The 12,069-nt window shown below is 55.1% G+C and carries 12 protein-coding genes; 11 read left to right on the top strand and 1 reads right to left on the bottom strand.

The window, feature by feature from the left end:
• The first annotated feature begins 166 nt into the window (after window positions 1-166).
• The 5 genes from FCN80_RS18325 to FCN80_RS18305 are packed head-to-tail and all read left to right on the top strand — an operon-like array spanning window position 167 to window position 5,456.
• A complete protein-coding gene (locus tag FCN80_RS18325; RefSeq protein ID WP_136991615.1) occupies window positions 167-1,105 on the top strand; it encodes an ABC transporter permease in 939 nt (312 codons plus the stop codon).
• Window positions 1,102-1,947: an ABC transporter permease gene (locus FCN80_RS18320; protein WP_136991614.1), complete on the top strand. Its 846-nt coding sequence runs from the start codon at window positions 1,102-1,104 to the stop codon at window positions 1,945-1,947. Before FCN80_RS18325 ends, FCN80_RS18320 begins: the two co-directional genes overlap by 4 nt.
• A complete protein-coding gene (locus FCN80_RS18315; RefSeq protein WP_136991613.1) occupies window positions 1,944-2,924 on the top strand; it encodes an ABC transporter ATP-binding protein in 981 nt (326 codons plus the stop codon). The genes FCN80_RS18320 and FCN80_RS18315 overlap by 4 nt, the downstream gene beginning before the upstream one ends.
• Entirely contained in the window at window positions 2,921-3,961 is a 1,041-nt protein-coding gene (locus FCN80_RS18310; protein ID WP_306767899.1) for an ABC transporter ATP-binding protein, read from the top strand. Before FCN80_RS18315 ends, FCN80_RS18310 begins: the two co-directional genes overlap by 4 nt.
• Window positions 3,942-5,456 carry an ABC transporter substrate-binding protein gene (locus FCN80_RS18305; RefSeq protein WP_136991611.1) on the top strand — a complete coding sequence of 505 codons (1,515 nt, stop codon included), beginning with the start codon at window positions 3,942-3,944 and terminating at the stop codon, window positions 5,454-5,456. Before FCN80_RS18310 ends, FCN80_RS18305 begins: the two co-directional genes overlap by 20 nt.
• Before the next feature lie 88 nt (window positions 5,457-5,544).
• On the opposite strand, the gene FCN80_RS18300 is transcribed toward FCN80_RS18305, so the two are convergent.
• Window positions 5,545-6,336: an IclR family transcriptional regulator gene (locus tag FCN80_RS18300; RefSeq protein ID WP_136991610.1), complete on the bottom strand. Its 792-nt coding sequence runs from the start codon at window positions 6,334-6,336 to the stop codon at window positions 5,545-5,547.
• Between the two features lie 236 nt (window positions 6,337-6,572).
• On the opposite strand from FCN80_RS18300, the gene FCN80_RS18295 reads away from it, so the two are divergent.
• The 6 genes from FCN80_RS18295 to FCN80_RS18270 all read left to right on the top strand — a co-directional run.
• Complete coding sequence (locus FCN80_RS18295) at window positions 6,573-7,574, top strand: ABC transporter substrate-binding protein (RefSeq protein ID WP_136991609.1); 1,002 nt, start codon at window positions 6,573-6,575, stop codon at window positions 7,572-7,574.
• On the top strand, window positions 7,564-8,622 hold the full coding sequence (locus FCN80_RS18290) for a CobW family GTP-binding protein (protein WP_136991608.1): 1,059 nt from the start codon (window positions 7,564-7,566) through the stop codon (window positions 8,620-8,622). The genes FCN80_RS18295 and FCN80_RS18290 overlap by 11 nt, the downstream gene beginning before the upstream one ends.
• Before the next feature lie 26 nt (window positions 8,623-8,648).
• Window positions 8,649-10,046: a dihydroorotase gene (locus FCN80_RS18285; RefSeq protein WP_136991607.1), complete on the top strand. Its 1,398-nt coding sequence runs from the start codon at window positions 8,649-8,651 to the stop codon at window positions 10,044-10,046.
• Entirely contained in the window at window positions 10,046-10,834 is a 789-nt protein-coding gene (locus FCN80_RS18280) for an ABC transporter permease (protein ID WP_136991606.1), read from the top strand. The genes FCN80_RS18285 and FCN80_RS18280 overlap by 1 nt, the downstream gene beginning before the upstream one ends.
• Complete coding sequence (locus FCN80_RS18275; protein ID WP_136991605.1) at window positions 10,831-11,619, top strand: ABC transporter ATP-binding protein; 789 nt, start codon at window positions 10,831-10,833, stop codon at window positions 11,617-11,619. The genes FCN80_RS18280 and FCN80_RS18275 overlap by 4 nt, the downstream gene beginning before the upstream one ends.
• A 259-nt stretch (window positions 11,620-11,878) precedes the next feature.
• On the top strand, window positions 11,879-12,069 hold a 191-nt coding region (locus FCN80_RS18270; RefSeq protein ID WP_306767898.1), incomplete at its 3' end, for a porin.

Raw genomic sequence — 12,069 nt, 5'->3', positions numbered from 1 at the left:
TGCCCCACGCCTGCGCCATAAAGATGAAACCGGCTTTGGCGGACGCGCTCATTTCACGGTCTTGGCATGTCAATCTCGGCGAACGCCGGGTTTATGCCCAGAGGCCAATCCGCCATCCGAGGCCGTTCGATTTTCCCGCGTTTCCGCGCGCTGCGGGAGGCGTGTGATGCACCGTTACCGTTTTCTGCTGTATCGCCCGTTACAGTTATTACCGGTGTTGTTCGGCATCAGCGTCATGACGTTCGCCATGGTGCGCGCCATTCCCGGCGATCCGGCGCGCATCCTGCTGGGCGTGCGCAGCACCCCGGCGGCGCTGGCCCGTATCCGCGCGCAATTTGGGCTGGATGAACCGCTGTGGATGCAATACCTGTTTTTTTTACGCAACCTGCTGCGGGGGGAACTGGGCAAATCCATTGTCTACCGCGTGGATACGCTAAAACTGATCGGGTCTCGCGTTGAGCCGACGCTTTGGCTGGTGGCGGGCAGTGTGGCGCTCACCCTCATCCTGACAGTGCCGCTGGCCTCATTGGCCGCACGCCGTCGCGGGCGCGCCGCCGATTTGATCATCCGGATATTCACCACCGCCGGATTGGGTTTCCCGGCATTCTGGCTGGGGATCATGATGATCATTTTATTTAGCGTGAAGCTGGGCTGGTTCCCGGTATCCGGTTACGGCGATGATTTTGCCGAACAATTACGGCATATGGCGTTGCCTTGTCTGACAGTGGCCCTCGCCCTTTCCGCCGTTCTCATACGTAATCTGCGGGCCAGCCTGCTAATTGAGATGAGCGGCGATTATGTCGTGGCCGCCAGGGCGCGCGGGCAACGGGAAAATCGGATTTTCTGGCGCCATGTGTTGCCAAACTCGCTGGTGCCGACCCTTAATTTACTGGCTGTCAATATTGGTTGGCTGATTGGCGGCACCGTGGTCATCGAAAGCGTTTTCGCTATTCCCGGTCTGGGGCAGTTGCTGGTAAAAGCCATTTTCAGTCGCGATTACATGGTGGTCCAGGGCGTGGTGCTGATGTTCGCTCTCGCCACGGTGACGGTCAATCTGGCGGCCGATGTGCTGACGGTGGCGCTGGATCCGAGGGTGAAATTATGAGCGCGACGGCATTGATGGCCGCCCTGCATCGCCGCTGCCTGCCACGGCGCAATGCATTGAATCTAGGCATTACCATTATCGGTGTATGGCTTGTCATCGCCTGTTTTACCCCGTGGATCGCGCCATTCGATCCGGTGGCGCAGGATGCCGCGGCCAGCTTACTGCCGCCGGGAGGCGCGCATTGGTTCGGCACCGATAATTTCGGCCGCGATATTTTTTCCAGGGTGCTGTGGGCGGCCAGGGTGGACTTGCAGATCTGCTTTTTAGGGGTGATTTTCCCGTTTACGCTCGGTACCACGCTGGGCGCGTTATCCGGATATCTGGGCGGCGTGGCGGATGCGGCGGTGATGCGGGTGATCGATATCGTGCTGGCGTTTCCCTTTCTGGTGCTCATGTTGGCGATTATCGCCGTGCTGGGACCGGGGTTAGGCAGTTTTTATATCGCGATGGCCATGGTGGGTTGGGTATCTTATGCAAGACTGGTGCGCGCCCAGGTTCTTACCCTGAAACAGCGGGATTTCGTCCTGGCCGCCCGCAGTCTGGGGTATGGGCATACCCGTATTTTATTTCGTCATTTACTGCCGAACGCCCTGGCGGGCGCCATCGTGTTTTCCATGTCCGATTGCGTTCTGGTGCTACTCAATGGCGCCGCCGTGAGCTATCTGGGCCTGGGCGTTCAACCGCCCACCGCCGAGTGGGGCGTTATGGTGGCGGAGGGGCAGAGCTTTATCACCACCGCCTGGTGGATAACCACTTTCCCGGGCGCGGCCATTGTGCTTCTGGCCTTGGGTTTCAGCCTGCTGGCCGACGGCCTGGGCGATAAGCTGGGAGAACGCGTATGACCTTATTGGCCGTGTCTCATCTCTCGATTGCCAGCGGACAGGATATCGCCCTGGTGGATGATGTTTCATTTCATCTCCATGCCGGAGAAATGCTTGGCCTGGTGGGCGAAAGCGGCTCAGGCAAAACCGTGACTTGCCGGGCGTTGATGCGCTTGCTGCCCGGGTCGCGGTTAAGCATTACCGGCGGCCAGGCGCTACTGGCCGGACGCGATATCCTCGCGCTTAGCGAAGCACACATGTCCGCCGTTCGCGGGCGGGAAATCGGCATGATTTTTCAAAACCCCGCCAGCCATTTGAATCCGGTCATGACCATTGGCGAGCATATTGCCGAAAGCCGCCGGCGGCACTTCGGCGCGAGTCGCCGCCAGGCGCGGGAAGACGCGGCATTGCTGCGCCAGGTCGGCATCCCGGACCCGCAAAACCGCATCAAGAACTACCCCCATGAATTCTCCGGCGGGATGCGCCAACGCGCCATGATAGCCGTGGCATTGGCGCCGGAACCGGCAGTGCTTATCGCCGATGAACCCACCACCGCGCTGGATGTCACCGTGCAAATGCAGATCTTGCGTTTACTGAGCGACTTGCGGGAACAACTGGGATTGGCGGTCATTATGATCACTCACGATCTTGGCGTCGTGGCGCAAACCTGCGATCGCATCGCCGTGATGTATGGCGGCCGTCTGTGCGAGACGGGCGGCAAGCGTGAAGTTTTATCCTCGCCGTTGCATCCCTACACCCGCGGACTCATTGATTGCCAGCCGGCGAGCGGGGGCGCGGGGGGACGGCTGACGACCATTACCGGCCAGCCGCCCGTGGCGGAACAGTTTCCCCCGGGTTGCCGTTTCCACCCCCGTTGCCATTATGCCGATGACCTTTGTCGCCGGTTGCAGCCGCCCCGGCACTATAGGCAAAACAGCCTGACGCACAGGGTGGCATGCCATCACGCGCTTGCGCCGCTGGCGCACCGGGAGGAATGATGGGGATAGCCACACGACAACCCCTGCTGGAAGCCGATGAAGTCTCGGTCGTCTTTCCGATGGGCGGCGGTTTCGGGCGCCGCCGCCGCGCCGTACATGCGGTCAACCAGGTATCGCTGGCGATCCACGCCGGCGAAACCCTTGGTCTGGTAGGTGAATCGGGCAGCGGTAAAAGCACGCTTGGACGGGCGCTGCTGCAGCTCGAACGGATCACGCAAGGCGAAGTGCGATTCGAGGGGCGCCGCATCACCCATGGATTGAAAAGCGATGTCGCGCGCCTGCGCCGCCATACCGCCATGATATTTCAGGATGCCTTCTCATCCCTGAATCCCCGCCAGACTCTCGGCGAAAGCATTGCGGAAGTGTTGCGGGTCCATAATAAAGTGCCGCGCGGCGCGGTGCCGGCGCGCGTGGCGGAGCTGCTCACGCTGGTGGGCCTACGCCCCGAGCACGCCGGGCACAAGCCGGCCGGCTTAAGCGGCGGACAATGCCAGCGGGCGGGGATCGCCCGGGCGCTGGCCATGGAGCCGAAATTGATTGTAGCGGACGAATGCGTGGCGGCGCTGGATGTCTCCATTCAAGGACAGATCATTAATCTGCTTATGGATCTGCGGGAAAAAATGGGGTTGGCGATCCTGTTCATCGCGCATGATCTGGCGATTGTGCGCCATCTGTGCGATCGGGTGGCGGTAATGTATCTGGGCAGGATCGTTGAAGAAGGGCCGTGCGAGGCGGTTTTTTCCCATCCTCGTCATCCGTATACCGCCGCCCTGGTGGCGGCTATCCCGGAAATTGACCCGGACAAGCCATTACCGGACCAACCCCTGAGGGGAGATCCCCCCAGTCCCATCGCTATTCCACCGGGCTGCGCGTTCCATCCGCGTTGTCCCCACGCGCAGGCGCAATGCCGCGTCGGCGCACCACCGCAAACCCGGCATATTGCCGATCACTCTTATGCCTGCGTGCTGTCGCACGTGGGTAAAGACACTGTTTTTCCATTAACTGGGGGAAGATTGCATGAAGCGCAAGCACGTTAAGTTAGCGGCGGCCGTGGTATTTCTGGCACTTAGCATCACCGGCGAGATAGCGCAAGCAGCCGGTGTGCTGACGATCGGCCGGCGTGAGGACAGTACCACCTTCGATCCGATAAAATCCGCTCAGAACGCCGACAACTGGGTTTTTTCCAATGTGTTCGATCCGTTGGTGCGTGTTGATAAGAGCGGCACCAAACTGGAGCCCGGCGTGGCGGAAAGCTGGACCGTTTCCCCTGACGGCAAGGTCTATACTTTTAAAATCCGCGACACCCGGTTTTCCGACGGCACCCCGGTTACGGCGGGCGATGCCGCCTTCAGCCTGCTACGCATTCGTGATGACCAAGGATCGCTGTGGCGCGATTCCTACAGTATTATCGCCACGGCGGTCGCCGCCGATCCCCATACGCTGGTGGTAACGCTGAAATCCCCTTCCGCCCCCTTTTTGTCGCAACTGGCGTTACCCAACGCTTCCGTTATTTCCGAAAAAGCCATGAAGACGGAAGGAGAAGAAGCTTTCGCGGAAAAGCCCGTTGGATCCGGCGCGTTCAGTGTGAAATCATGGGCGCGCGGCGAGAAAATCGTTCTGGTGAAAAACCCCTATTTCTGGCAGGCGAAAAACGTCAGCCTCGATGAAGTGGACTGGCTGACGATTCCGGACGACAACACCCGAATGCTCAAAGTGCAGGCCGGAGAGTTGGACGCCGCGCTGACCGTGCCGTTTTCCCGTATCGCCTCGCTGCAAAAAGACCCTAACCTGAAGGTGGAGCTGGACCCCTCGACCCGGGAGGATCACTTGCTGATCAACCACTCCCACGGCGCATTGGGTCAGGTGGCGGTACGCCAGGCGCTGGACTACGCCATTGATAAAGACGCCATCGTCAAAACAGTAACCTTCGGCTATGGTCAGGTGGCGAATTCGTATATTCCCGCCGGGGCCTTATACCACTATGAGGATAACCTGCGCCGCCCCTACTCCCCGGAAAAAGCGAAACAAATGCTGAAAGACGCCGGCGCAAGCAATTTGACCCTTAACTATGTGGTCAACGCCGGCGATGAAGTGGACGAACAAATCGCCATCCTGTTACAACAGCAATTGGCGAAAGCCGGCGTGAAGGTCAATTTGCAAAAGGTCGACCCAAGCCAGAGCTGGGATATGCTGGTGGCCGGCGATTACGATATTTCCGTCATGTACTGGACCAATGACATCCTGGACCCGGATCAGAAGACCACCTTTGTCTTGGGCGAGGACGCGAATATGGATTATATGACCCGTTACCATAACGACCAGGTCAAAGCGCTGGTGGCCGCCGCCCGCGTGGAAATGGACCCGAGCAAACGCGAGCAGATGTATATTGATTTGCAAAAGATGGCCAAAGCCGACGTAAACTGGATTGATCTCTACTACAGTCCTTATCGGAATGTCAGCCGTAAAAACATCAAGGGATTCCACCAAAATCCTCTCGGCCGCTTCTTCCTGGAAGACACGGTGAAGGAATAACGCGCAATTCCCTGGGAAACGTGGCGGAAGGTCGTGTGTATCGCCACATCGCGGGGTATTCCGGGTGCGGCGCGCACCCGGAACCTGATCATTCTCTGGCGATATGAAAGGCCGGGGCCTGCGAAAGCTGTTGTGAAATCCGTTGGGCGCACGCTTTTACCAAGCTGATCATTTTTTCGTGGCTGCTCGCGGGCAAATGCTTGTCACGCGCCTCAAAAATCAACGATACGCTACCGGCAACCTGGCCGGCGGTTAAAATCGGCGAGGCAATACCGATATTGCCTTCCTTCATTTGCGAAAACGTCATTTCGTAACCGTTGGCCCGGGTTTTGGCCAGTTCCGCGGAAAACGTCTTCCAATTAATCGCCGGATCCTTGGACTTTATCACATCCTCGTTTTCCAGATAGATACGCTGACGGCCGCGGGGAGAAAGATGGGCCAAAATCACTTTGGACGTCGCGCCCTTGAACAACGGAAGGGCCACGCCGCGCTCATAGGCGGGCAACATATGCGGTTCGTTGCCGCTGACTTCATACACGCACATCACGCAGTCCTTATAACGGCGACACAACACCACCGTCGCGCTTGGCGAACTGCTGGCGAGCAATTCTTTCATGGGCTGCATCGCATAGTGAATCAAAGGATCGCTCTTGCGCAGCAGCCAATCGAAATGCACGAACGCCGGCCCCAGGGTATAGCCGGCATTCGACACGGGATCAAGAAAACCGGCCTCTTTCAATTGCTTAACATCACGATAAACCGTTCGTGGCTGGACGCCCAGCTCCGCGGCGATATCCTCGATAGTCATCACCAGCCAGTCGCGTTCAAAAAGTTCGAGGATCCGCAGAGTCCTCGCCAGTCCATTCTTGACATAACTCATCTGAGAGTCCTTCACAAATAAAATCGGATCATTGTATCGTCGGCGAGCCGTCTGAAGATGCCGCCAGGTGCGCCGCTTATCATCGCCATCACGTCCCCTACCCTCTCTTATAACGGATCATAATGGCAAAATCTCGACTTTCGTCATAGGAGATCATTATGTCTAATTGACTATTATTGACAATTTTGCAGACCCTATCTAGATTGGACGTTATTCACTCATCGGGGATCCAGATAATGAAAACCGCCATATTACGCTCAATACGACTGACTTTTCAGATAATTACGCTATTAAGCCTGGGTTGTGCGCCCTCCGCTTTCGCCGAAAATGCCAAGGCCGAAGTGCGTTTCGCGGTATTGGCCCCCAGTGCTCTGCTGTGGCCCCATGCGGTGGCCAAAGCGGAAGGCATGTATGACAAGCATGGCATCTCTGTCAGAGAGCTATTGGTAGGCTCAAGCCCGGCACTGGTCCAGGCGGTATCCAGCGGCAGCGCCGATGCCGGGGCCGCGTTGGGAGACATTACGCTTACCGCCATTGACAAAGGGGCGCCGATTACCATCGCCGGATCGATCATTGAGAAAAGCATTTTGCATCTGGTCGTGGCCAAAAATGTACCGGATGTGAAGTCTCTATCAGGATCGGTCGTTTCCGCCGGCGCGTTGAAAGGCGGCACAGTGGATTTACTGCGCATGCAACTCGCCGACAATCACGTTGACCCCGATTCGGTAAAGTTTCTGGCATTGACCAACTCGAAAGATCGCATTATTGCTCTGGAGAACGGCCAAATCAAAGGCGCCTTGCTTATCGCGCCATTCGATAGCATGGCCAGCAGCCGCGGCATGAAAATCGTCGATGTGTACTCCGAACCCTATATCGAGACGGCACTGGTTTATAACAAAAACTGGCTGGCCTCACATCGTGATACGGCCGAGAAAATGGCCCTGGCATTAAAAGAGGCAACCTTATGGCTGTATGACCCTAAAAATAAGCAACAGGCCATCGATATATTATCAACTTACACATCAACGCCGAAAGATATCTGCGAAAAATCTTATGATTTTATCATTCAGCAGCATCAGGCAATCGGCAAAGGCTTGCGGGTTAATCCCGAGGGTCTGACCAATATCATCAAGATCGGTGAAAAATACGGTGATAAGTCAAGTGCGGGCTTGAATGACTTCTCAATAAATAAATATGTGGATGCCAAACTCGTCGAGGCGATCGCCCATGGCAATTGAGGCAAAACACGACGAACGCATCCCGGTAGTGTTATTAACCGGTTTCCTTGGCAGCGGTAAAACGTCATTACTCAATCATTGGCTCAAAGAACCCGCTTTAGCGGATGCCGCCGTCATCGTCAACGAACTGGGTGAAATTGGCATTGATCATCAATTGATAGCATCAAGCAATGAAAATACCATTGAGCTGTCGACCGGTTGTTTATGCTGTATGGTGACCGGCGATTTGGTGGATACGTTGCGGGAATTATTTGTACGCCGCCAACGCGGCGATTGCCGGCGTTTTGGCAAAGTCATCATCGAAACCACCGGGTTGGCGGAGCCGGGACCGGTCATTCAAGTGCTCATGACTCAGCCGGTAGTGGCGAAATATCGGTTGAGCAATGTCGTCACCACGCTGGATGCCGTCAAAAGCGACGATACCCTGAACACTTACCCGGAAGCGGTCAAACAATTGGCGTTAGCCGATCGAGTGGTCATCACCAAGCTTGACTTGCTGCCCGCCGAACAGCAGAACACGCCATTGGCAAGATGCCGCGCCGTTAATCCCGGCGCGCCGGTTTTTCTCAGTTCGAACAGTCAAATGCCGGCGGCGGAGTCGGTACTTAACGGGATTGATTATTCGTCGCGAATTTCAAGCGACCAAATATCATCCTGGTTAAATTGGCGGCCCCTTGACGAGGGGAAACCCGTCCATCACGCCATCGCTTCATTTCAGCAGGACAAGCATAGCCATGGAATCAACAATTTTTATTTGACGATTGATGAGCCGTTTCATTGGGAACATTTATCCGCATGGCTGGATGCATTGACGTTGGCGCACGGGAAACAATTACTCAGGGTGAAAGGCATTTGCTGGATCAAAAATCAGGATAAACCTATTGTTATTCATGTGGTGCAAGGGCTATTTCACCCCCCTACTGTAATAAACGACAAGGTCGACCAGGAACGAATCTCTCGCATCGTTTTCATCACACAAGGGTTAAGCAAGAAATATATTGACGACGTTTTAGCAGTCATCAGGGCAAAGAAGATTTCTGCGGCTTAAGCACCAAATTTATCAAAGAGGAAAAAATGGAACTTCTAATTAAGAATGCTGACATCATCACCGCTCACGCGCGTTTTAAAGGGAGCGTGGGAATCGATAAAGGGAAAATTTGCGGTATTTACAGCACGGACTCCGATGATGAAATGGATGCTGAAAATATTGTCGACGCTCAAGGTAAAGCGCTGATACCCGGGTTTATCGATATGCATTGCCATCATCGCGAAGGTTCCGAGCCGGGTTTCGAATATAAAGAAACCATCCGTACCGCCACCATGGCCGCCGCTGCCGGGGGCGTGACAACCACCGTCGGGATGCCGAACGTGGCCCCTCCGCCGAATACGCTGGAACTGCTCCAACGTCAATTCGCCAAATATGAACAAGGTTCGCTGGTTGACTGGAACTTCAATCCCGCACCCACGGTAATTGATGAGATTCCCCACATGGCCGCAACCGGCATTACCGCATTCAAAATCTTCATGGTGGTGGATACCGGACGCAGCTACCCGCATATGCCGGGGATTGGGGTGCATGATCATGGCGAGATACTGAAAATCATGGAGATGTGCGCGAAATACCATGTCCCGTTGATGGTACATCCCCATGACCAATCGTTAATGGACGTCATCGAAAAGGAATTCTGGCAACGCGGTGAGCGCGATGCCCTGGCGTATGCCAAAGCCTATGCCGCCCACGACGGCGTGATATGGGAAACCGCCATCGCCACCTTGCTGCGCCTGCAAAAAGCCTCCCACTGCCATTTGCATATCCTGCATGTGCAAACCGCCGGTAGCGTGGAGCTGATCCGCCAGGCAAAACGCGCCGGACAAAAAGTCACCTGCGAGCTTAACCCCTGGGCGCTGTTTTTAGGTTGTGACTGGTCGGCGATTCAACGATTGGGCTCCTATGCCCTTTCCTATTGGGTACCGGAAAAAAATGTACCGGGTTTATGGGAGGGGCTTAAGGATGGCACCATTGATATTCTGGCGACAGACCATGCCCCCCATACGCGGGAAGAAAAAGAAATCGGCTGGACGGACGGTTGGAAAGCGCACACCGGCACGCCATCAATACAATTTTACTTAAGCATGTTTTTTACGGCGGCGCTGGAAGGCAATATTTCTTTGGAAAGAGTCGTGGAACTGGGCGCCACCGCGCCGGCCAAGATCTTTGGCATTCACCATAAAGGCGACATCGCCGTGGGATATGATGCCGACCTGGTACTGGTTGATCTGGATGCCAGTTACGAAATACGTGATGAAGACGTCATCAGTCTGGTGGGCTGGAGTCCTTATGCCGGCCGGCAGGTGCGCGCCAAACCGGTGCAGACCTGGGTACGCGGGCATTCGGTCTATCGCGACGGCGTGGTGACCGGTGAACCCGGTTTCGGTAAATTGGCGAAAGCCACGTATTCGGGTAACTATTGATGAAATCACGCTGGCTCAATTATCTGGAACAAGACGGCATCGCTCCGGCAACATGCCGTATGGCGCTGACCATTTTGGCTATTGTTCTCATTTGGCAATGGGTAGCGACGACACTGGTTCATAATGCCATGTTACTGGCTTCTCCGGTTGCGGTATGGCATGCCCTGGTGGAGGAATACCGCTCGGGCCATCTTTGGGACAACACCGTGGCCACCAGTATTTCACTGACGGTCGCGTTCCCGCTCTCGGTGCTGCTGGGCGTTTTTATCGGACTGGCATTAAACAGCAGCCGTCTGCTATCGCTTATGCTGGGTCCGGTCATTGCCGCCTTGTCATCCATTCCGATCATTGCCATCGCGCCTTTGCTGGTTGCCTGGCTGGGATTGGGCTACGCGTCGAAAATCATATTGATTATCATGGTTGCGCTTTTTCCTATCATTGTAACCACCGAATCCGCATTGAATGCCGCCGATAAGGATTTAATCGAAGCATCCCGATCCTTTAATGCCTCGGGTTGGCAAGTCTTCCACACAGTGACGTTCCCTTACGCGGTGTCGTTTATCATCGGCGGTATCCGCGTTGCGTGGGCACGCGCGCTGGTGGGTGTGGTGGTGGCGGAATTTTTCGGCTCGTTCGCCGGTTATGGCTATGCCATCATGGCCGCCGGGCAAAACTTCGATACCGCCAAACTGTTGGCTTATGTCTTTGTGCTGGGCATATTTGGCTTAATCGGGACGTTATTGCTGGGCGTTTTAGAAAAACGTCTCGCGCCTTGGAGGTACGTATGAGCTCAACGGCATTAACTATTTCATCGCTGAGTAAAACCTTCAAAACAAACCAAGGAAAGTCGCTATTGGCATTGGAGGAAATCAACCTCACCATAGAGGAAGGTGAATTTGTCGCGATTGTCGGCGCCAGCGGTAGCGGCAAATCAACGTTATTACGTATCATCAGCGGTCTGATGGAGGCGTCTTCAGGCCATGTCCAGGCTTATGGTAAAACCATCTCCGCTCCCGGCGCCGATCGCGCCATGGTTTTCCAGCGCGACTGCCTGTTACCCTGGAAATCAGTGATTGATAACGTGGCTTACGGCCTGACCCTGTCGGGGGTCCGCAAACGCGAAGCCCATCGGCGCGTTCAGCGCTATATCGATGTGGCCGGTCTTAAGGGGTTTGAGCATGCGTATCCCCATCAGCTTTCGGGCGGTATGCGCCAACGCGCGAATGTCGCCCGCGCCATGGCCATGGATCCGAAGTTGTTGATGATGGACGAGCCTTTCGCCGCGCTGGATTCCCAGACCCGGGAAATCATGCAGGCGGAATTGTTGCGTATCTGGGAGGACAGCCGTAAAACCGTGCTGATGATTACCCATCAGATAGATGAGGCGGTTTATCTCGCTGACCGTATCGTGGTTTTCAGCGCCCGCCCCGGTAAAGTGAAACAATCCATCACGGTGCCTTTCCCGCGGCCGCGGACATTGCATTTGAAGCGGACGCCTGAATTCGGCGCTATCGTCGATAAGATCTGGGAAATGATTGAAGAGGAGGTAAAGCAATCGTTAACGGAAGGATAGCGATAACAACCCACGAAATAAAGCAGGCAAAAATTAACCATCAAGGTAAATAGGCATGTTTACTTTGAGCGTTTGAGTGCTATCCCGGATGCAACCAGCAAATAACCATGATGGTTTTGCAAATGATATTGAGCCTGTCGATAGGGTTTCACCGATAAGCCGGCTCATGCGGCCTCGATCGCAACTATAAATTTAACATCTTTTAGGATCATTAAGCATCTCATTCTGTCATTTAATACAAGCGTAGTCATAGGGGATAATGATGAAGAAAATAGCATGCGGTATTTTAATTGCACTGATCACGCCGACCATTTATGCCGCTGAAATTTACAATAATGACGGTAATAAGCTGGATCTGTACGGCAGTGTGCGCGCCCGGCATTATTTCAGCGACAATACCGCCATTGATGGGGATAACAGCTATGTCCGTCTGGGCTTTAAAGGCCAGAC

This window comes from Martelella alba (assembly GCF_005217455.1).
GTDB lineage: Bacteria > Pseudomonadota > Gammaproteobacteria > Enterobacterales > Enterobacteriaceae > Acerihabitans.
This window is presented reverse-complemented; position numbering and strand designations above follow the sequence as displayed.

Excerpts from the sequence above, each read along its gene's own strand:
- FCN80_RS18275 (WP_136991605.1), top strand. The coding sequence starts at position 10,831 with ATGAGCTCAACGGCATTAACTATTTCATCGCTGAGTAAAACCTTCAAA.
- FCN80_RS18285 (WP_136991607.1), top strand. The coding sequence starts at position 8,649 with ATGGAACTTCTAATTAAGAATGCTGACATCATCACCGCTCACGCGCGT.
- FCN80_RS18300 (WP_136991610.1), bottom strand. The coding sequence starts at position 6,336 with ATGAGTTATGTCAAGAATGGACTGGCGAGGACTCTGCGGATCCTCGAA.
- FCN80_RS18290 (WP_136991608.1), top strand. The coding sequence starts at position 7,564 with ATGGCAATTGAGGCAAAACACGACGAACGCATCCCGGTAGTGTTATTA.
- FCN80_RS18325 (WP_136991615.1), top strand. The coding sequence starts at position 167 with ATGCACCGTTACCGTTTTCTGCTGTATCGCCCGTTACAGTTATTACCG.
- FCN80_RS18295 (WP_136991609.1), top strand. The coding sequence starts at position 6,573 with ATGAAAACCGCCATATTACGCTCAATACGACTGACTTTTCAGATAATT.
- FCN80_RS18310 (WP_306767899.1), top strand. The coding sequence starts at position 2,921 with ATGATGGGGATAGCCACACGACAACCCCTGCTGGAAGCCGATGAAGTC.
- FCN80_RS18280 (WP_136991606.1), top strand. The coding sequence starts at position 10,046 with ATGAAATCACGCTGGCTCAATTATCTGGAACAAGACGGCATCGCTCCG.
- FCN80_RS18305 (WP_136991611.1), top strand. The coding sequence starts at position 3,942 with ATGAAGCGCAAGCACGTTAAGTTAGCGGCGGCCGTGGTATTTCTGGCA.
- FCN80_RS18315 (WP_136991613.1), top strand. The coding sequence starts at position 1,944 with ATGACCTTATTGGCCGTGTCTCATCTCTCGATTGCCAGCGGACAGGAT.
- FCN80_RS18320 (WP_136991614.1), top strand. The coding sequence starts at position 1,102 with ATGAGCGCGACGGCATTGATGGCCGCCCTGCATCGCCGCTGCCTGCCA.